Annotated in this window: 12 protein-coding genes; 8 read left to right on the forward strand and 4 right to left on the reverse strand. The window is 69.7% G+C overall.

The window, feature by feature from the left end; all coding sequences use genetic code 11:
• Positions 1–128 precede the first annotated feature (128 nt).
• Positions 129–476 carry a DoxX family protein gene (locus tag ACFT9I_RS19765; protein WP_382565875.1) on the forward strand — a complete coding sequence of 116 codons (348 nt, stop codon included), beginning with the start codon at positions 129–131 and terminating at the stop codon, positions 474–476.
• A gap of 12 nt (positions 477–488) precedes the next feature.
• Here the strand turns inward: ACFT9I_RS19765 and ACFT9I_RS19770 are convergent, their stop codons facing one another.
• Positions 489–2,123: an amidohydrolase family protein gene (locus ACFT9I_RS19770; protein WP_382565877.1), complete on the reverse strand. Its 1,635-nt coding sequence runs from the start codon at positions 2,121–2,123 to the stop codon at positions 489–491.
• A 21-nt stretch (positions 2,124–2,144) separates the two neighbouring features.
• Positions 2,145–3,434 (reverse strand): amino acid deaminase, encoded by a 1,290-nt coding sequence (locus ACFT9I_RS19775; protein WP_382565879.1) that lies wholly within the window; start codon positions 3,432–3,434, stop codon positions 2,145–2,147.
• Between the two features lie 191 nt (positions 3,435–3,625).
• Here ACFT9I_RS19775 and ACFT9I_RS19780 point away from each other — a divergent pair, with 191 nt between their 5' ends.
• The 6 genes from ACFT9I_RS19780 to ACFT9I_RS19805 all read left to right on the forward strand — a co-directional run bounded on the left by ACFT9I_RS19780 (position 3,626) and on the right by ACFT9I_RS19805 (position 9,405).
• Complete coding sequence (locus ACFT9I_RS19780; protein ID WP_382565881.1) at positions 3,626–4,750, forward strand: sugar kinase; 1,125 nt, start codon at positions 3,626–3,628, stop codon at positions 4,748–4,750.
• Positions 4,747–5,535: an IclR family transcriptional regulator gene (locus ACFT9I_RS19785; RefSeq protein ID WP_382565883.1), complete on the forward strand. Its 789-nt coding sequence runs from the start codon at positions 4,747–4,749 to the stop codon at positions 5,533–5,535. Before ACFT9I_RS19780 ends, ACFT9I_RS19785 begins: the two co-directional genes overlap by 4 nt.
• Positions 5,532–5,951 carry a RidA family protein gene (locus ACFT9I_RS19790; protein WP_382565885.1) on the forward strand — a complete coding sequence of 140 codons (420 nt, stop codon included), beginning with the start codon at positions 5,532–5,534 and terminating at the stop codon, positions 5,949–5,951. The genes ACFT9I_RS19785 and ACFT9I_RS19790 overlap by 4 nt, the downstream gene beginning before the upstream one ends.
• A gap of 133 nt (positions 5,952–6,084) precedes the next feature.
• Positions 6,085–7,563 (forward strand): GntP family permease, encoded by a 1,479-nt coding sequence (locus ACFT9I_RS19795; protein WP_382565887.1) that lies wholly within the window; start codon positions 6,085–6,087, stop codon positions 7,561–7,563.
• Between the two features lie 15 nt (positions 7,564–7,578).
• Positions 7,579–7,956 carry a hypothetical protein gene (locus ACFT9I_RS19800; protein WP_382565889.1) on the forward strand — a complete coding sequence of 126 codons (378 nt, stop codon included), beginning with the start codon at positions 7,579–7,581 and terminating at the stop codon, positions 7,954–7,956.
• Positions 7,957–8,094: 138 nt separating this feature from the next.
• On the forward strand, positions 8,095–9,405 hold the full coding sequence (locus ACFT9I_RS19805) for an Nramp family divalent metal transporter (protein ID WP_382565890.1): 1,311 nt from the start codon (positions 8,095–8,097) through the stop codon (positions 9,403–9,405).
• 86 nt (positions 9,406–9,491) lie between these two features.
• Here ACFT9I_RS19805 and ACFT9I_RS19810 read toward each other — a convergent pair whose 3' ends face one another.
• On the reverse strand, positions 9,492–10,547 hold the full coding sequence (locus ACFT9I_RS19810; protein ID WP_382565892.1) for a chitinase: 1,056 nt from the start codon (positions 10,545–10,547) through the stop codon (positions 9,492–9,494).
• A 193-nt stretch (positions 10,548–10,740) separates the two neighbouring features.
• The gene (locus ACFT9I_RS19815; RefSeq protein ID WP_382566004.1) at positions 10,741–12,480 is read right to left on the reverse strand and encodes a chitinase; all 1,740 of its coding nucleotides are present in this window, start codon (positions 12,478–12,480) and stop codon (positions 10,741–10,743) included.
• 350 nt (positions 12,481–12,830) lie between these two features.
• Here ACFT9I_RS19815 and ACFT9I_RS19820 point away from each other — a divergent pair, with 350 nt between their 5' ends.
• The gene (locus ACFT9I_RS19820; protein ID WP_382565893.1) at positions 12,831–20,720 is read left to right on the forward strand and encodes an RHS repeat-associated core domain-containing protein; all 7,890 of its coding nucleotides are present in this window, start codon (positions 12,831–12,833) and stop codon (positions 20,718–20,720) included.
• The last annotated feature ends 4 nt before the right edge of the window (positions 20,721–20,724 follow it).

Below are 20,724 nucleotides of genomic sequence, written 5' to 3' on the forward strand. Positions count from 1 at the left end.
CGCGCGCGAGGCGGATCGTAGCCCTCGCGGTACCAGCCTGGGCCCGGCCTTCCTCCGGGCGGCCGGCGCGCGCAGGGTGGGGCCGACCGGAACCAACCGGTCCCCTGTACGTCTTCCGAGAGGTCCCCGTGTTCATCGCCTATGCCGTCGTCGGCATCCTGCTCGCCGCCGCTCTCAGCGCCTCGGCGTTCTTCATGGCCAGCCGCAGCGAGGCGATCACCACCAACATGGCGAAGCTCGCCGTACCGGACTCCTGGCTGCCGCGGCTCGCCTCACTCAAGGCCGCGGGCGCGCTGGGGCTGCTGGTCGGTCTGTGGGTGCCGTTCCTCGGCGCGGCGGCGGCGGTCGGCGTCGTCCTGTACTTCGTCGGCGCCGTGATCTTCCACGTCAGGGCGAAGGACTACGCGTTCGCCCCGGCCGCGGTCTTCATCGTGCTGGCCGTCGCCGCGCTGATCCTGCGGATCGCGACCGCCTAAGCGCCTGGGCGCCTAGGCAGTACGTGGCGTACGGCGTACCGACCGCCCCGCCAGCACGTCCGTACGCCGCCCGTCCTCGATCACGAACCGGCCGTCGATCAGTACGTGCGGGATCCCCACCGGCAGGGTGCGCGGCGAGGCGAAGGTCGAGCCCGCCGCCACCGTCTCCGGGTCGAAGAGCACCAGGTCCGCGCGGTAACCCTCGCGGATCAGGCCCCGGTCCGCGAGGCGCAGGCGGGCCGCCGGGCGGGAGGTCAGATGGGCCACGCACTCCTCCAGTGACAGGACGCCCAACTCCCTTACGTACCGGCCGAGATACTGCGGGAACGTGCCGTACGCGCGCGGGTGCGGCTTCGCGCCCTGGAGAATGCCGTCGCTGCCGCCCGTGTGTACGGGGTGGCGCATGATCTCCCGCACGTTCTCCTCGTGCCCCACGTGCTGGAGGATCGTCGAGCCCAGCCGGTCGTCGATCAGCAGCCTGCGGGCGGTCAGCCAGCCGCTCTCGCCGCGCAGCCGCGCCGTCTCGGCGATCGTCCGGCCGACATGCGCCGTGAGCGCCGGGTCCGAGACGCCGGAGATCTCGATGGTGTCCCACTCGATGGGCACACCGTGGCAGCCGTCCGCGCCGATCTCCTCCATGTGGTGCCGGATCTTCTCCGCCGTCGCCGCGTCCCGCAGCCGCTCCAGGATCGCGTCCTGGCCGCCCGCGCTCGCCCAACTGGGCAGCATCGCCACGAGTGTTGTGCAGCCCGGGGTGTACGGATAGGTGTCGAGCGAGATGTCGGCCCCACCGTCCAGCGCCTTGTCCAACAGGGCGATCAGATCAGGTGCCTTGCCCTTGTTCACGCCGAAGTTCATGGTGGCGTGGGCGAGATGGAGCGCGCAGCCGGCCGTACGGGTGAGGTCGACCATCTCCTCGTACGCGCGCAGGGCGCCCGCGCCGTAACTGCGGTGGTGCGGGCAGTAGTAGCCGTCGTAGCGGGCCACCACCCGGCACAGCTCGGTGAGTTCGGCGTCGTCCGCGTACATGCCCGGGGTGTACGTCAGCCCCGACGACATCCCGACGGCGCCCTGCTCCAGGGACTGGGCGACCAACTGCCGCATCCGGTCCAGCTCGGCGGCGGTCGCCGGACGGTCGTCCTGGCCGACCGCGTACATCCGGACCGTGCCCTGCGGGACGAGATAGGCCGCGTTGACGGCGATGCCCCGGCCGTCGAAGCCGTGGTCGAGCCGGTCCAGATACTCACCGACCGTCCGCCAGTCGAAGTCGACGGAGGTGTCGCCGGGCGCACCGCCGTTCCAGCCGGTGATGGCCCTGCGGACCTCGGCGAGCGTGGCGTCGTCGACAGGGGCGTACGACAGCCCGTCCTGGCCGATCACCTCCAGGGTCACGCCCTGTGCGGCCTTCGCCGAGTGGTCGGGGTCGCGCAGCAGGGCGAGGTCGCTGTGCGCGTGCATGTCGATGAAGCCGGGGGCGAGGGCGAGGCCCGCGGCGTCCAGGACACGCGCGGCGGACAGCGGTGCGCCCGCGCCCGACCCGTGCCGCCGGATCTCGGCGATACGGCCGTCGGTGACGCCGACGTCCGCCCGGTAGGAGTCCTGACCCGTGCCGTCGACGACACGCACGTCCCGTATGACGAGATCCATGGCCCAGCAGCTCCCAAGCTCCTAGAAGAACGTACGGACGAAGTCGGTGACCGTGCCGTCCGCGTCGGCCAGCGGGATCAGCTGCCACTTGTCGAACGACGTGCACGGATGCGACAGACCGAAGCCCACCCAGTCGCCGACCTCGATCACCGCGTCGGGCGACGTGTGCAGCTTGCCGTGCTGGTCGGACAGGCCGGTGACCGTGATGCCGCGCGCCGGGCGGATCTCGCCGGTGCGCGCGTCACGCACCACCTGCGCCTCCGGCAGGTCGAGGTCGTACGCCGCGTCCCGCTTGCCCGCGTTGACGAACGCCTGCTCGGGCGACGGGCGCGAGATCACCTGCGCCCAGAGCCGGAAGGCCGGCTGGAGCGCGCCCTCGGCCGGGACCCGGTTGAAGGGGGTCAGCCGCTTGTAGTGGCCGTCGTCGTGGGAGACGTAAGCCCCGGAGCGCAACAGCTTCAGTACGGGGCGGGACAGCACCGGGATGTCGGCGAAGACCTCCGCGACCGCGTCGAACCACGCGCTGCCGCCCGCGCTCACCACGATCTCGTCCACGGTCCCGGAGAACCGGCCCGCCGCGTCGAACTCGGCGGCCAGCGCGGTCAGCCGGCGCAGCCAGGCGCGTACGGTCTCGTTGTCGGCGTGCGGCACCTCGCCCTCGTAACCGGCGACGCCGACCAGCCGCAGCGTGCCGGTGGCGGCCACGGCATCGGCGACCAGCGCGCACTCCGCCTCCTTACGGACGCCGGTCCGCGCGCCCTCGCCCGCGCCCAGCTCCACGACGACGTCCACGGGGCGCGAGGCGCCCGCCGCGCGCAGCGCCTCGTCCATCAGCTCGACGCCGCGCACGGAGTCGACGTAACAGATGAAGCGGAAGCCCGGGTCGCTGTCCAGCTCGGCGGAGAGCCAGCGCAGCGCGACCGCGTCCACGACCTCGTTGGCGAGGAAGATCCGCTGGATGCCGAACGCCCGGTACACGCGCACCTGGTGGGGGAGCGCGGCGGTGATCCCCCAGGCGCCGTAGTCGAGCTGGCGCGCGAAGAGCTGCGGGGACATGGACGTCTTGCCGTGCGGGGCGAAGGCGAGGCCGTGGCGCTCGGAGTACGTCTCCAGGAGCGCGAGGTTGTGGGTGAGGGACTCGGCGGAGAGGGCGAGCACCGGGGTGGTGAAACCGCCGGTGAAGAGGGAGCGGCGCTGGGCGGCCAGCTCGGCGACCGTGAGCCCGTCGGCGTCCGGGGGCAGCCCCTTGAAACGGTGGTCGAGACGCTCGTCCCTCAGGTGCTCTTCGCCGAGTCGTCCGCCGACCGTCATAGGGTCTCCTCCATCTGTCGCGCATCCTGTCGCGCATCCTGTCGTGCAGGCATCTGTCGTGCGTCCATCTCGTTGCAACATGTGCAACGCCCATTGCGTATAACGCTTGACGCTGTCTAACATCCGAGCCGTCGCCGGGTCAATGATGAGCCCCGGCGCCCTCCGGCCGACAGACGAACGAGGAGCCCCGAGTGCCCGCACCGGTAGCAGCGGACCCGACAAGCCCCGGCGGGCCGCCCGAGGCCGCCGAGGCCGCCGAGGTCGTCTGCCTCGGCGAGTCGATGGTCACCTTCCTGCCCTCGCGCCCCGGCCGCCTCGCCGACGTCCCCGCCTTCACACGCACCATCGGCGGCGCCGAGTCCAACGTCGCCTGCGCGCTCGCCGCCGCCGGGCACACGGTGAAGTGGATCAGCCGCGTCGGCGCGGACGGCTTCGGCGACCATCTCGTGGAGGCGATCGGCGCGTACGGCGTCGACACCTCCGCCGTACGCCGCGACGCGGACGGCCGCCGGACCGGCATCTACTTCCGTACCGCCACGGACCGCTCCACCACCGCCCACGAGGTCGCCTACTACCGGGCGGGCTCGGCCGCCTCCGCGATGTCCCCGGAGACGATGGACCGCGCCGACCTGTGGTCCGGCCGCGTCCTGCACCTGTCCGGCATCACGGCCGCGCTGTCGGACGACTGCCTCGCCCTGATGCGCGAGCTGGCCGGGCGCCGGGCGGGCCGCCCGCTGCTGTCGTTCGACGTCAACCACCGGCCCGCGCTCTGGCGCGACGACTCCGGTCCGGACGTGCTGCTGGAGATCGCGCGCGGCGCCGACCTGGTCTTCGTCGGCGACGACGAGGCCGCGCAGGTCTGGGACCTGCACAGCCCGGAGGCGATCCGCGAGGCGCTGCCCGAGCCGGCGGTGCTGGTGGTGAAGGCGGGGGCGGACGGCGCGACCGCGTTCGTACGGGACGCCGACAGCGGGGCGGACACCGTCACGGCCGTGCCCGCCCTCGGCGTCGAGGTCGTCGCCGCCGTCGGCGCGGGCGACGCGTTCGCCGCCGGTTTCCTGTCCGCGACCCTCCGGGGCCTGCCGACCGAGGCCCGGCTGCGCCACGGGCACCTGATGGCAGCCGCCGTACTCACCGACGCGGGCGACGTCTGCGTCCCGGCCGCCCGCGCCCACGCGGACCGGCTCGCCGCACTGGACGACCAGGCGTGGGGCTCGCTGCGACTCGGCCCCGGCTGGACGTCCGGAGCCGCGGCCGACGCGACACTTCCCGAAGCGGTACAGGACGCGGTACAGGAAGCGGTACCCACCTCATGAGCCAGACCGTCGACCGCGCGCTGAGCATCCTGCCGCTCCTCGCCCAGGGCCCGGCCGACCTCGGACAGGTCGCCGCGCGGCTCGACGTACACAAGTCCACGGCGCTGCGGCTGCTCCGCACGCTGCACGAGCACGGGCTCGTCTACCGCCAGCAGGACCAGCGCTACCGCCTCGGCGCCCGCCTCTTCGCGCTCGCGCAGGAGGCCGTCGAGAGCCTGGACGTACGTGAGATCGCCCACCCGCACCTCCTGGCGCTGGGCGAGCAGTGCGGCCACACCGTCCATCTCGCCGTCATAGAGGACAGCGAGGTCCTCTACATCGACAAGGTCGAGAGCCGCTATCCGGTGCGGATGTACTCCCGGATCGGCAAGCCGGTCGCCGTCACCGTCGCCGCCGTCGCCAAGCTGCTCATCGCCGACCTGTCCGAAGCCGAGCGCCGCGCACTCGCCGAGCGGCTCGACTTCCCCATGTACACCCCCCGTTCGATCCCGAACGCCGCCGCCTTCCTCAAGGAGCTGGCGACCGTACGCGAACAGGGGTGGGCCACCGACCTCGGTGGCCACGAGGAGTCCATCAACTGCATCGGGGCCCCGATCCGCGGTGCGGACGGCCGGGTCGTCGCCGCCATGTCGGTGTCCGCACCGAATGTCGTCGTCACCGCCGACGAACTCCTCGCCCTGCTCCCGCTGTTGCGCCGCACCGCGGACGCGATCAGCCGTGAGTACTCGGGCAACGCGCACCAACCGGCACCCGTACCTTCTGTTCTTCAGAAAGAGATCTCATGAGCGACCAGAGCGCGAAGACCGCAGTCGTCCCCGCCACGCACGCCGCGCCGCCGGCCAAGTTCTCCCACGGCGTCCGCAAGGGCAACATTCTTCAGGTCGCCGGGCAGGTCGGCTTCCTCCCGGCCGTCCCGGGCGAGGCCCCGACCGTCGCGGGACCGACGCTGCGCGAGCAGACGCTCCAGACCCTCGCCAACGTCAAGTCGGTGCTGGAGGCGGGCGGCGCGAGCTGGGACGACGTGATGATGCTGCGCGTCTACCTCACGGACGTGGCGCACTTCGCCGAGATGAACGAGATCTACAACACCTACTTCGAGGAGCAGAACCTCAAGGACGCGCCGGCCGCCCGTACGACGGTGTACGTCGGCCTGCCCGCCGGGCTGCTCATCGAGATCGACGCGCTGGCCGTACTCGGCTGAACCCACCGTTCATCGCTCCACGTCGCCGGCACGGCGCCTCTTCCCCCTTACCCCACGGGCGCCCTGCCGCGATCCCCCCTGCTCCGAAACCCGCTCGACACGCACTGATGCACGGAACCAGAGGTCCCCCCTCATGCTGCTCGCCGCCGAAGCACCCCCCACCCCCGAGGCTCCGCCCCACACCGGTGGACTGCTCCTTCTCATAGACGGGACGGCCGGTCTGCTGACCGTCGCCGTCCTCGGAATCGTTCTCCTCCTCGTCCTGATCATCAAGGTCAGGCTCCAGCCGTTCGTCGCGCTCCTCGGTGTCTCCATAGCCGTCGGCCTCGCCGCCGGACTGTCCGTGACCGAACTCTTCGGTACGGTCCAGAAGTCCGCCGCCGTCTCGATGATCGAGTCCGGCATGGGCGGCATCCTCGGCCACGTCGCGATCATCATCGGACTCGGCACGATGCTCGGCGCGATCCTCGAAGTGTCGGGCGGCGCCGAGGTGTTGAGCACCCGACTGCTCAACCTCTTCGGTGAGAAGCGCGCCCCGCTCGCCATGGGCGTCACCGGTGTCGTCTTCGGTATCCCGGTCTTCTTCGACGTCGGCATCTTCGTCCTCGCGCCGATCGTGTACGCGGCGGCCAAGCGCTCCGGCAAGTCGATCCTGCTGTACGCGATGCCACTGCTCGCGGGCCTGTCCATGACCCACGCGTTCCTGCCCCCGCACCCGGGTCCCGTCGCCGCCGCCGGTCTGTTCAACGTCGACCTCGGCTGGGTCATCCTGATGGGCGTCGTCGTCGGCGTTCCGGCCGTCCTCGCCGCCTGGGTCTACGCGGCGTGGATCGGAAAGCGCCTCTTCGTCGACGTACCGCAGGACATGGTCGAGGCCGCGGCCGAGGCCAAGAACGCCGTCGCCGCCGAGCAGGAGGCCTCGGGCGTCACCCCGCCCGAGAAGCCGGTCGCCCTCGGCACGGTGCTCGCGATCATCGGCACCCCGCTGATCCTCATCCTGCTGGCGACGTTCTCCTCCATCGCCCTGGACCCGAGCACGCTCCGGTCGGTCGTCGAGTTCTTCGGCCACCCCTTCGTGGCGCTGACGATCGCGCTGGTGCTCGCGTACTACCTGCTCGGCATCCGGCGCGGCTGGTCCCGCAAGTCCCTGGAGACCGTTTCCACGGCCTCCCTCAAGCCGGTCGGCAACATCCTGCTGGTGGTCGGCGCGGGCGGTGTCTTCGGAGCCGTACTCAAGGGCAGCGGCATCGCCGACGCGCTCGCCGACACCTTCAACGACGTCGGTCTGCCGGTCATCGTGCTGGCGTGGCTGATCTCGGTCGTGCTGCGCGTCGCCCAGGGCTCGGCGACGGTCGCGATCGTCACCACGGCGGGCATCGTCGTACCGCTGGTCGAGGGCCAGGACATGTCGCAGGCCCATCTCGCGCTGATCATCATGGCGATCTCGGCGGGCTCGATCTTCGCCTCGCACGTCAACGACGGCGGCTTCTGGATGGTGGCCAAGTACTTCGGCATCTCCGAGCGCGACACCCTGAAGTCGTGGACGGTGCTGGAGACGGTCCTGTCGGTGGCCGGATTCGTGGTCGCGGCGCTGCTCAGCCTGGTGATTTAGGTACGGTACGGCTCCATGTACCCCGAGCCGAACGCGTACGCGAATCCGTACGCGAATCCGCAGCCGCCGCAGCAGCCGCCTCCGCACGTGAACCCGGAGTTCCTCGCCGCCGACAGCCGCAGCGGCATCGTCATCGACGAGACCGGCGTGACCTTCGACTTCGAGGGGCAGAGCGCCGAGTTCCCGTGGGCCGACATCCAGAGCATCCACTCGAAACCGGGCGTCGGCGGCCACCGGCTCATGGTGGCCGTCGTCCTGCCCGGCGGGAAGTTCTACGAGTGCGGGGTGAAGGCCCGTAACCGCGGGGCGCTGGACCAATGGTTCCGCGATCTCGGTCATGTCCTCCACGTCTATCTCGGCCGCCGGGACAATCCGGCCTCCTGGACCTCCTAGCGGCCGTACCGCCCGCCCGGAGGCCGTACTGCCCACCCGACGGAAACGGAACCGAGACCGCCGACCCTCTTGCGCGATCTTCGTCGTCCCGCTTTGGTGACCCAAGTCACTTACGGGGACGAGTGTGGAGGTCGACGCATGGCAGATATCACCGAAAGCGGTACGGCGGCGAGCAAGTCCGGTCCGCGCAAGTCGAGTTGGAGGTACATCGGTCCCGGCATCGTCGTGGCCGCGACCGGTGTGGGCGCCGGCGACCTGGTCGCCACCCTCATCGCGGGCAGCAAGTTCGGTTACACGCTGCTCTGGGCGGCCGTCATCGGCTGCGTCGTCAAGATCTCGCTCGCCGAGGCGGCCGGCCGCTGGCATCTCGCCACCGGCCGCACCCTGTTCGAGGGCTGGCGCAGCCTCGGCCAGTGGACCACCGTCTACTTCGCGGTCTACGTCGTGATCTGGGGCTTCGTCTACGGCGCGACCGCCATGTCGTCGAGCGCCCTGCCGATGGTCGCGCTTTTCCCCGACGGTCCCGGCCTCAAGACCTGGGCGGTCCTCTTCGGGCTGCTCGGCCTGCTGTTCGTCTGGTTCAACAGGTATCTGGTCTTCGAGAAGTTCATGACGGTCGTCATCGGCATGAAGTTCCTGATCGTCGTGTACGTCGCGATACGCGTCGCGCCCGACCTCGGGGCGGCCTTCGCGGGGCTCGCCCCCGTACTGCCGGACGGCTCGCTGCTCTACACCCTCGGCCTGATCGGCGGGGTCGGCGGCACGATCACCATGGCCGCGTACGGCTACTGGGTCAACGCCAAGGGCTGGACCAACACCAACTGGATGAAGGTGATGCGGATCGACAACCGCGTCGCCTACCTCACCACCGGCGTCTTCGTCGTCGCCATGCTGATCATCGGCGCCGAGCTGCTGCACTCCTCGCAGATCGCGCTCACCTCCGGCGACCGGGGCCTCATCGACCTCGGTGTGATCCTGGAGGACCGCTTCGGGGTGGTGACGGCGAAGCTCTTCCTGATCGGCTTCTTCGCCACGTCCTTCGGCGCGCTGGTGGGTGTGTGGCACGGCGTGAGCCTGATGTTCGCGGACTTCGTGGAGCGCTTCCAGCGCGAGCGCAAGACCGGCGCGGCGGTCGGCGAGGGGACGGTCGAGGAGGTCGCCTCGGGTGCGCGGGAGCGGTCGGTGCCGTTCCGGGCGTATCTGCTCTGGCTGACCTTCCCGCCGATCGGGCTGCTCTTCCTGGACCAGCCGTTCGGCCTGGTCGTGGTCTACGGCGTGCTGGGTGCCTTCTTCATGCCGTTCCTGGCGCTCACGCTGCTGTGGCTGCTCAACTCCTCGCGTACGCCTGCCGAATGGCGTAACGGCATGGTGAGCAACGTGATGCTGGCGGCGGGCGGGCTGCTGTTCGTCATCCTGTGCGTGCAGCAGGTACGGGACCTGCCCTGGTAAGGGCCCCGGGAACACACGGTGGCGCCGTCGGAGTCCGACGGCGCCACCGGTCTGTGGGGGGTGGTCCTTGTGGTGATGCGCTGTTGCTACGGCAGGGCGTGTACGTGCGGGCCGACCGCGTTCGACCAGGCGTTGCCGGCCGTCGCGTCCCAGTTGGTGGACCAGGTCATGGCGCCGCGCAGACCCGGGTAGGTCTTCGACGGCTTGAACGAACCGCAGTTGGTGCCCTTGGTCAGACAGTCCAGCGCGTTGTTCACGATGCCGGGCTCGACGTAGCCGCTGCCCGCCCCGCTCGGCGAGGCGGGGACGCCGATGCCGACCTGGGAGGGGTCGAGGCCGCCTTCGAGCTGGATGCAGGCGAGGGCGGTGAGGAAGTCGACGGAGCCCTGTGAGTAGACCTGGCCGTCGCAGCCGAGCATCGAACCGCTGTTGTAGTACTGCATGTTGACGACGGTGAGGATGTCCTTCACGGCCAGCGCCGTCTTGAAGTACTCGTTGGACGTCGACTGCATGTCGATGGTCTGCGGCGCCATCGTCAGGACGAAGCCGTCCCCCGCCTGACTGGCGATCGACTTCAACGCCTGGGTCATGTAGGTGGAGTTGAGGCCGTTCTCCAGGTCGATGTCGACGCCGTCGAAGCCGTACTCGTCGATCAGCCCGGACACGGAGTCCGCGAAGGCATTCGCCGAGGCGTCGTTGTTGACCGCGACGGTGCCCTTCTCGCCGCCGATGGAGATGACGACGGACTTGCCCGCGGCCTGCTTGGCGGCGACGTCGGCCTTGAACTGGTCGTCGGTGTAACCGCCGAGACCGGCCGAGTCGAGCGTGAAGTCGACCTGACCGGGTGTGGCGGTGGCGTCCGCGAACGCGACGGCGATGATGTCGTACTCGTCCTGGACCTCGGCCAGCGTCTGGACGGTCGCGCCGTTGTTGAAGTTCTGCCAGTAGCCGGTGACCGCGTGGGTGGGGACAGCGGCGGGCGCGGCGGTGGGGGCGGGCGCGGGGGCGGAAGCCGGCGCGGCGTTGGCCGCGGGTACGGCCAGTCCGGCGGCGAGCACGCCTGCCACGGCGAGGAACTTGAGCGTGTGCACTGCATGGCCTCCGTGGGGGGAGATGTGGGGGAGGTGCTTAACGGTGGCCACCGTTTGAACGTACAAACTGGTCCAGACCATTGGCCTTGTCAAGGGCCTGGACAGGATGGGCCGTTTTCGGCCGGGTGGGTGGGTGGCGAGGCGCCCGGGTGGGGCGGCCGGTGGCGTGGTGGCCGGGCCCGCAGCAGCGCCGCCGGGGGAGCGGCGGCGCTGCTGGTCTGTGCGTGGGGGTTGGGACCCTGCCCTACGGCAGGGCGTGGACGTGCGGGCCGACCGCGTTCGACCAGGCGTTGCCGGCCGTCGCGTCCCAGTTGGTGGACCAGGTCATCGCGCCGCGCAGACCCGGGTAGGTCTTCGACGGCTTGAAGTTGCCGCAATTGGTGCCGCGCGTGAGGCAGTTGAGGGCGTTGTTGACGATGGTCGGAGAGACGTAACCGCTGCCCGCGCCACGGGTGGAGGCCGGGACACCAATACCCACCTGGGAGGGGTCGAGGCCGCCTTCGAGCTGGATGCAGGCGAGGGCGGTGAGGAAGTCGACGGAGCCTTGTGAGTAGACCTGTCCGTCGCAGCCGAGCATCGAACCGCTGTTGTAGTACTGCATGTTGACGACGGTGAGGATGTCCTTCACGGCCAGCGCCGTCTTGAAGTACTCACTGCCGGTCGACTGCATGTCGATGGTCTGCGGCGCCATGGTGATCACGAGCCCGGAGCCGGCCTTCGCCGACAGCTGCCGCAACGCCTTCGTCAGATAGGTGGAGTTGATGCCGTGTTCGAGGTCGATGTCGACCCCGTTGAAGCCGTACTCCTGCATCAGGGCGTAGGTGCTGTTGGCGAACGCCGTCGCCGAGGCGTCACTGTTGATCGTGACGTTGCCCTTCTCGCCGCCCACCGAGATGATCACGGACTTGCCGGCGGCCTTCTTCGCGGCGACGTCCGACTTGAACTCGGCGACTCCCGAGTAGCCGACGGCCGGGTCGAGGTTGAAGACGATCTGGCCGGGGGTGGTCGTGGAGTCGGCGAACGACACGGCGATGATGTCGAACTGCGCCTGCACGTCCCGGAGTTTCTGGACGGCCGCGCCGTTGTTGAAGTTCTGCCAGTACCCGGTCAGCGCGTGCTTCGGTACGCCGGGCCCGCCCGGGGCACCGCCGCCCGGTGACGTCCGGCCGCTGACGGCCGCCGACTTCGCGGACTCGCCGACGGCGTTGGTCGCCGACACCTGGAACTGGTACGAGGTGGCTGCCGCCAGCCCGGTCACGGTCGCCGAAGTCCCGGTCGCCGTCTGGACCTTCGTACCGTCCCGGTAGATGTTGTACCCGGTCGCGCCGGTCACCGCGTTCCAGCTCAGCGCCACCGAGGACGCGGTCACGGCGCCGACACCGAGCCCGGCGGGAGTCCCGGGGGCCTGCGGGTCGGGATCCGGGTCGCTGCCCCCGCCGCCGTCCGGCCCGAAGACGGACAGGTCGTCGACGACGTACGCGCTCTGCCCGTACCAGCCGTGCGTGTACACGGTCACCGCACGCGTCGAAGCGCCGGTCCTGAAGGTCGTGGTGAGCTGCTTCCAGCCGCTCTCGCCGGGCGTCCAGGTCGACACGTCGGTCGTCCCGGTGCCGCTGGCCCCGAGGTACGCGTACCCGCCCTGCACCCAAGCGCTCAGCGTGTAGGTCGAGTTGGGCTGCACGGCGACGGACTGCGAGCACTTCGCGTTGTCCTGCCCGGCGGGCGTCCCCTTCAGCGCGCCGGCCCCACTCCGTACGGGAGACCCCACGACGGCCCCGCTCCCGCCGGTACAGCTCCAGTTGGCGAGCCCGGACTCGAAGCCGGCGTTCTTGGCGACATTGATGTCGGCGGCCTGCGCGACGCCACCCATCCCGCCCACACTCAGGGCCCCGGCGGCCACGACGGCCACCACCCCACCCAGCCAACTCCGCGCGCGCCTCCCGAGAGGGTGCCGTGCTCCGGATCGGACTCCGGATCGGGCGATGAGTCCGAGTCTGCGTCCGGGTCTGCGTCTGCCGTCGGATACGCGTTCCACTTGATGCCTCCGCTGGGGGGTCTGGGGATGGAGGTGCGAGTCGGGAACGGTGGCCACCGCTTGGCCGTAAAAATGGTCCAGACCATTCGAGTTGTCAATACCTCTGGCGCGAGATTCCGGCACCGGCGGAATCTGCCCGGCCGGGTCGGTTTCCGGCCATTGACGGGGACCTGATCAATTCACGTGATCAATTCTCGTGCGGCGGTGACCAGTTGTGTGTAACTTGTGACCGTCCGCATGGGGAGTGTGGGCATTGTGAGTCCCTTGTGGACTCGGTGTGTTGCTCTGGGGAGGGCGCTGTGAGGCGAGTCCTGGCACGAATACGGCTGCTGACGGTCGGGGCGTTGGCCCTGGCGATGGCGGCGGGCGCGGTGTCGGCCGAGGCCGACGCCCCGCAACGCGAACCACTCGCGTCGACCTCGAACCCCCTTACCCAGCAACCGACTTCGCCCACTTCGCCCACCTCACCGACTCCGCCCGCGGGCCCGGTGTCCCCGGCGAGTGCGCAAGCCGCCGAACCCACCACGAAGAACGCGGTGTACGCGTACGACGCGGCCTCCCGGCTCGTCGGCGTCACGGACCCGTCGGGCGAGACGGCCCGCTACCGCTACGACGCGGCGGGCAACCGCCTCGGCGTCGACCGCTTCGCGTCGAGCACCCTGTCGGTCCTCTCCCTGGTCCCGGTCCGCGCTCAGGCGGGCGCGAAGGTCACCCTCTCCGGCACCGGTTTCTCCCCGACCCCGGCCTCCAACGTGGTGAAGTTCGGCACGACGACGGCCACGGTCACCTCGGCGACCGCGACCCGCCTGACGGTGACGGTCCCGGCCGGCGCGCCGGCCGGCAAGGTGTCGGTGACCACGGGCGGCACGACGGTCCAGTCGGCGGAGTCGTTCACGCCGGCCACACCGGGGCCGTCGATCACGAAGGTCGAACCCGCGTCGGGCGTCGTGGGTTCCCGTGTCGTACTGACGGGGGCGAACTTCGCTTCGACGGCGTCTCAGAACGTGGTGCGGTTCACCGGGGGCGTCATCGCCGAGATCGAGCCGGGGAACACCGGCACCGGCCTGACCGTCGTCGTGCCGCTCGGCGCGGCCAACGGTCCGCTGGAGATAGCCACCCCGGACGGCGAGGCGACCTCCGCCACGAGCTACCGGGTCGTCTACGGCGACGGTGGCGGGGAGATCGAGACGTCCGAGGAGACCACGGTCGGGGACGAGACTCCGCCGACGGTGTCGGTCACCACCCCGGGCAATCAGGCGCAGGTGCTCTTCAACGCGTTCGCCGGTGACGACATCAACATCGGCATCACGGGCTCCACGTTCAACTCGACGGTCAACGCCCGGTTGATGGATCCGCAGGGCAAGCGGGTGGATGCCTTCGCCTTCTCGCGCGAGCAGGCCGACGGCGAGTTCACCGATGTGCCGGTCAGCGGGCAGTACGCGGTGGTGCTGGACCCCGGATCGAGCAACATCGGCGCCGCCACCGTCGTGGTGTCCAGCCCGAAGACCGCCACGCTGGCGATCTCCGGAGCACCGGTCACGTCACAGCTCACGCGGCCGGGCCAGGATCAACTCCTCACCTTCACTGGTGTGTTGGGCACATCACTGAGCCTTGGTATCGATGCCGCCGGAATGCCCGGCGGGCTGACCGCGCGGCTGTACGGGCCGAACGGTGCCCAGGTCGAGGTGATCACCATCACCGGCGCGAGCGGCGCCATCGATCTGGACGCGCTCCCGCAGTCGGGAACGTACACATTGGCGTTGGACCCCGCGAAGGGAGGCAGCGGCACCGTCACCGTGACGGCGTCGCCGTACGTCGAAGCCGGAACCCTGGAGTTGACAGGGGCGCCCGTCGTCCTGTCGTTCACTCGTCCGGGCCAGGACGGGCGTGCCCGGTTCTCGGCCCAGGCGGGCCAGCGCATGTCGCTCGGCGCGACAGGTGCCGGCCTCGGCGCCTACGCCCGGGTCGAGATCCGCCGCCCCGACGGAACCGAGGTCGGCTCCTTCTCCGCTCCCGCCGACGGCACGGAGGACTGGGACAGCGAACCGCTCCCGGTCACCGGGATCTACACCGTGGCGGTGCGCCCCAGTAAGGATCTGGCGACCGGTTCGGTGTCGCTGTCGCTCTCCCGGCCCGTCAGCGCCGCGCAGTTGAGCATCACCGGCTCGGCCGTCCCGATGGCCATCGGCCGCACGGGCCAGGACGCGGAGACGGTCTTCCAGGGGCAGCAGGGCGACACCCTCTCCCTCGGTGCGACCGGCAGCACCTTCACCGAGTACACGGACGTCACGGTGGTCGCGCCGTCCGGTGCGAAGGTCGTCGACGGGGTCAACGTGCCCGCCGGCGCGTCGACCACCATCGGACTCCCGCCACTGCCGGAGACCGGTACCTACCGCGCGTACGCCGACCCGAACGACGGCGCGGTCGGCACGCTCTCGATGATCCTCTCCGCCGACGTGCGGACGTCCCTGACCTCCGACGGCGCCCAGCAGGCGACAACCACCGCCCGCGCGGGTCAGCGCGTACGGGCGCAGTTCACCGCACCCGACTCCGCGTCGCTCGGTATCGGCATCACCGCGAACACCATGCCGGAGATCACGGAGATCACGCTCATCGGCCCGGCCGGCGGGACGGGATCGGTCGTCGGCCGCATGGCCCGTACGGCACCCGACGCGTACTACTTGAACGGTCTGGTGCCGGGGACCACGTACACCCTGCTCTTCGAACCGGAGGAAGCGGCCAAGGGCGGCATGACGCTCTGGCTCTCGAAGCCGGTCCAGGCGGGCACGCTGACCGCCGGATCCGCCCCGCGCGTCGGCGAGATCACCCGCGCCGGCCAGCAGTTGGAGTACAAGACCGACGTGGCGGCCGGCGCGGGCGCGTCCGTCGTCTTCAACAGCACCACGTTCGCCGACACGTCGACGCTCGTCCACCGCACCCCGAACGGTGCGGAGGAGAGCCTCGGTTCGCTGACCAGGACGGCCTCCGCCGAGGCCGATCTGCGCGCTCCGCTGACCGCGGGCACCCACCGGGTGTTCGTACGCCCCAGTGAGCCGGTCACCGGCACCACCAGCGCGACGCTGATCGCGGACGCCAGCGGCGGAGCGCTGGCCACCACCGGCACGCGCAAACCCGTCACCATCGCCACGGCGGGCCAGAACGGTCGCTACACTTTCACCGGCACGCAGGGGCAGAAGCTCACCCTCGGGCTGAACACCCCGCCCGCCGCCTGGGCGTTGTCGGTGTACGGCCCCGACGGCAAGTGGCTGGTCGACGCGCGCTCGATGAGCGCGACCGCCGTCACGTACGCCCTGCCGACGCTCACCGCCACCGGCACCTATACGCTCACGGTCGACCCGAACACCCTCAAGACCGGCACGTACACCCTCGGAGTGACAGCGGCCGCGGCCGTCGCCGGAGCGGACAGCCCCGCCCGGTCGGCGGACGAACCGAAGACCGACTCCACGCCCTCCGCCGCCCGCGTCACACCGAGCGGCCCGGACGCCTGGCAGCCGGACAAGGGCAACCTCGACGGGTACGACTGGCTGACCCGGCGCGGCGACGCCCCCAAGGGCCCGGCCGCACTCCGTGCCCCGCCCAAGACCACTGCCCTGACCGGCCGCATCCTCAAGCTCGACGGCAAGCCGCTGGCGAAGGTCACGGTGTCCGTCGGCAAGAAGTCGGCGAAGACGGATGCGCGCGGCAGGTTCCTGCTGAGCGGCATCGCCGACACCGCGACGACGCTGGTGGTCGACGGCGCGAGCGCGAACAACTCCAAGCGTCAGTACGGGCGTTACGACATCAAGATCACGCCGAAGACGGGCCGGACGGTCGATCTCGGCTTCCCGGTGTGGATGACGCCGCTGGACACGAAGAACACGGTGAGGTTCGCGGCTCCGGCGAAGGCCGACGTCGTCCTGAAGACGCCGAAGATCCCGGGGCTCGAAGTCCGTATCCCGAAGGGCTCGGTGGTCCGCGACGAGAAGGGGAAGCCGGTCACGGAGCTGGGCATCACGGCGATCCCGATCGACCGGCCGCCGTTCCCGCTGCCGGAGAACGGCATCGTCCCGGTCTACTTCACCGTGCAGCCGGGTGGCACGTACGTCTTCCCCGAAGGCGCGCAGATCATCTACCCGAACTACACGCGCGAAGCCCCCGGGACCCGGGTCAAGTTCCAGGACTACGACCCGAAGAAGAAGGGCTGGTACGTCTACGGCCACGGCAAGGTGTCCGCGGACGGCCGCCAGGTCGTACCCGACGAGAAGACCCGGGTGTGGGCCTTCCACGGCGCCATGTTCAACATCGCCGATCTGATCCCGTGGGAAGACACCTGGATCGAAGACGTTATCGACTGGCTGTCCGGCGACCCGGTCGAGCTGTCGACCGGTCTGCTCACCGACTCCCGTACGGACCTGGCGGTCGCCGGTTCGACCGCGTCGGCCGACGTCACGCGCACCTACTGGCAGGGCGACAAGGAGAAGCGGGCGTTCGGCATCGGCCGCGATCTCTCGTACAACGCCTTCCTGCACTCCAAGAAGCAGTGGGACGAAGTCGATCTGTATCTGCCGGGCGGCAGCAAGACCCACTTCACCCGCACTTCACCGGGGAACGGCTGGGTCGACGCGGTGTTCGAGCCGGTCGACACGTCATCCGACTTCCAGGGCTCGAAGATCACCTGGAAGGGATACAACAGCGGCTGGGACCTGACGTTCCGCGACGGCACGGTGTGGGTGTTCCCGCAGTACGCGGCGCTGAAGGAGATCCGCGACCGGCACGGCAACAGCGTCAAGCTGACCCGCCGGGACGGCAAGAACGGCGAGATCACCCGTATCAGCGCGTCCGGCGGCCGGTGGATCTCGCTGGCCTACGACACCCAGCACCGCGTCAGTACGGCGAAGGACAACACCGGCCGCACCACGTCCTACACGTATGACACCGCGGGCCGGCTGGAGACGGTGACGGATCCGGCGGGCAAGATCAGCCGGTACACGTACGACGGCACGTCGAACCGGATCAGGACGGCGACCGACGCCCGCGGCATCACGTACATGACGAACACGTTCTACGCGGACGGGCGGGTGAAGGAGCAGACCCTCACCGAGGGCGCGACGTACTCGTTCGCGTACACGCCGACAACCGGGAAGATCACGACGGCGAGCGTGACGCAGCCGGGCGGCTCGGTGCGACGGGTGGAGTTCGACGCGGCCGGATACGGCGTCAAGGACACTGAGGCGTACGGAAACGCGCTTGCCCGGGTGACCCAGTATGACCGCGGCCCCAGGCACCGCATCGACGCGGTGACCGACCCGTACGGCCGGCGTACGGAGTTGACGTACGACGCGAACGGCTATGTCACCCGCACGACGGAGCTGGCGGGTACGGCACAGGCACGCCAGTCCGGCACGGCCGTCTACAACGGCCCGTACGACCAACCCACCTCTGTCACCGACCCGCTGGGCAACACCACCGTCCTCGGGTACGACGAGGCTGGCGACCTGCGTACGGTCACGGATCCGGAGGACCGGAAGACCGACGTCACCTACACACCGGACGGGCAGATCAAGACGGTCACCGACGCGTCGAACGCGGTGACGGAGTACACGTACCGCCACGGCGAGTTGGTCTCGGCGAAGGACGCGGAGGGCCGTACCGGGGCCCAGTTCCTGGACGCGGCGGGCCGCCCGACCGTCGTCACAGACGAGGCGGGTTCGCGTACGGCCCTGACGTACGACGCGCTGAACCAGACGCGGAAGATCACCGACCCGCTGGGCCAGTCGACGGCGCTCGACTACGACGAGAACGGCAACCTCAAGACGCTGACGGACGCCCGGCAGAACAGCACGAGCTGGGCGTACGACGACGCGGACCGTACGGAGTCGGTGACGGACCCGCTGGGCGCGCAGGCGCTGTTCGGCTACGACGCGGCGGGCCGGCTGACGAAGGCGACGAGCCGCTCGGGTCAGGTCGCGACGGCCGAGTACGACTTGCTGGGCCGGTCCAAGAACACCAAGTACGGGGTGAACGCGGCGGGTGTGGCCGAGTCGACGGCCACGTACGCGTACGACGCCGTGGACCTCCCGAAGACGATCACCGACACGCAGGCGGGCGACCAGAGCTTCGGCTACGACGTGTACGACCGGCTGAAGACGGTCACCGGCCCGACGGGGACGGTGGGTTACGACTACGACGCGGCGGATCGCCGCAAGGAGATGACGGCCGCCGGGACCACGACCGTCTACGGCTACGACACCTCCAGCATTCTCACGTCGGTCACCTCGGGCCAGCAGGCGGTGACGTTCGGTCTGGACGCGGTGGGCCGGGAGAAGACGGCGAACCTGCCGGGCGGCATCACCCGTACGACGACGCTGGACAAGACGGGCGTGCTCTCGGCGATCGACTACGCCCGCGGCACCACCGCTGTCGGCGACCTCACCTACACCCGCGACACCCGGGGCCTCCAGACGGGCCTGACCGGCAGCCTGGCCTCCGTCGCGCTCCCGGCTGCCGAGACGGGCGCGGTGTTCGGCAAGGACAACCGGGTCACGTCCTTGGGAGGCCGTTCGTTCACGTACGACGCGGATGGACAGCTGAAGTCGGACGGGAAGCGTACGTACGACTGGAACGCGCGGGGCCAACTGTCGGGCGTGCAGTCGGCCACGGACGGCCCGACGGGCACGTTCACCTACGACCCCCTGGGCACCCGCAGCTCGAAGAAGCTGGGCGACACCACCCAGAAGTACCTGACCGACGGCTCGAACCCGCTGGTGGAACAGACCGGTTCGGGCACGACCTCGGCAACGGTGGCCACGTCGGGCCTGGACGAGTACCTGACGCGTACGGAGAACGGTGCGACGCAGGTCTACCTGACGGACGCGCTGGGCACGGTGGTGGGCCTGGCGAACGCGGACGGCACGGTCGCGACGAGCTACACGTACGACCCGTACGGCCAGCCGACGACGTCCGGTTCGGCGTCGACGAACCCGTACACCTTCACGGGCCGCGAGTCGGACGGCACGGGCTTGCTGTACTACCGCAACCGCTACTACGACCCCGAGTCCGGCCGCTTCATCTCCCAGGACCCGATCGGCTACGCGGGCGGCACGAACCTCTACCAGTACGCACTCAGCTCCCCGACGACATACACGGACCCGACGGGCAACAGCCCGATGCTGGCCGGCTGCGTGATCGGCGGCCTGGGCGAAGCGGGCCTGGACTGGCTGGGCCAACGCCTCTCGGGCCGGAAGGTCAACTGGGGTCAGGTCGGCACCTCGGCGGCACTGGGCTGCGCGGGCGGCATGCTCGGCAAATGGGCAAGCCTCGGCAAGTGCCGGGCCAATAGCTTCACGGCCGACACCCCCGTCCTCCTCGCGGACGGCACCCGCAAACCGATCAAGGACATTCAGATCGGCGACCAAGTCCTCGCCACCGACCCCGAAACCGGCGAATCAGGCCCCCGCCCTGTCACGGCCCTGATCAAGGGAACCGGCGACAAACAACTGGTCGACATCACCCTCGACACCGGCAAGACCAGCACCCTCACCGCAACAGATGGCCACCCCTTCTGGGTCCCCGCCCTCGGCCGCTGGATCGAAGCCGACGAACTCACCACCGGCCAATGGCTCCAGACCAGCACCGGCACCTGGACCCAAATCACAGCCGTCACCCACCACACCAAGTCAACGACGGTCTACAACCTCACCGTCGACGACATCCACACGTACTATGCGCTGGCAGGTAATACGCCGGTGCTCGTTCATAACTGCAACGTAGCCCTGGGGTGGCAGAACAAGGGCGCGCTCGACATATGGGCAAGGGGAAACGGATTCACCACCTTGTCCATCGCGCGTGCAAAGGACTTCGGGCAGATCGCGGCAAAGGCCATAGCCGACCCGAACGTAACGCTACACGTCAACATGACCGGACTGGGCAAACTCGGAGGCTTCATGGCAGCAGCCCAGCGTGGCCTTCGGGCAGGTGAGTTCGGTCCTGCCACGGACTACGAGATATCCATGATCGCGAGGGCTCTCGCCAATGGTCAACGCTCATGGAGTTCCGTCAAGTTCTACTCTCCGTCGGGTCCAGGAGGAGCCATGCAATGGGATGGCCCAACGAGTATGCCCGATCTCTCGGCGCTCAAAGGAGATCTTTCCCCTTTGCAGGGTTCGTCCATCGGCTACTGTCACTGCTGAGGAG

The sequence above is a fragment of the Streptomyces sp. NPDC057137 genome (genome assembly GCF_042670825.1).
Classification (GTDB): Bacteria; Actinomycetota; Actinomycetes; order Streptomycetales; family Streptomycetaceae; genus Streptomyces.

Coding starts and splice junctions, on each gene's coding strand:
- ACFT9I_RS19795 (WP_382565887.1), top strand. CDS start 6,085: ATGCTGCTCGCCGCCGAAGCACCCCCCACCCCCGAGGCTCCGCCCCAC.
- ACFT9I_RS19775 (WP_382565879.1), bottom strand. CDS start 3,434: ATGACGGTCGGCGGACGACTCGGCGAAGAGCACCTGAGGGACGAGCGT.
- ACFT9I_RS19800 (WP_382565889.1), top strand. CDS start 7,579: ATGTACCCCGAGCCGAACGCGTACGCGAATCCGTACGCGAATCCGCAG.
- ACFT9I_RS19790 (WP_382565885.1), top strand. CDS start 5,532: ATGAGCGACCAGAGCGCGAAGACCGCAGTCGTCCCCGCCACGCACGCC.
- ACFT9I_RS19785 (WP_382565883.1), top strand. CDS start 4,747: ATGAGCCAGACCGTCGACCGCGCGCTGAGCATCCTGCCGCTCCTCGCC.
- ACFT9I_RS19805 (WP_382565890.1), top strand. CDS start 8,095: ATGGCAGATATCACCGAAAGCGGTACGGCGGCGAGCAAGTCCGGTCCG.
- ACFT9I_RS19770 (WP_382565877.1), bottom strand. CDS start 2,123: ATGGATCTCGTCATACGGGACGTGCGTGTCGTCGACGGCACGGGTCAG.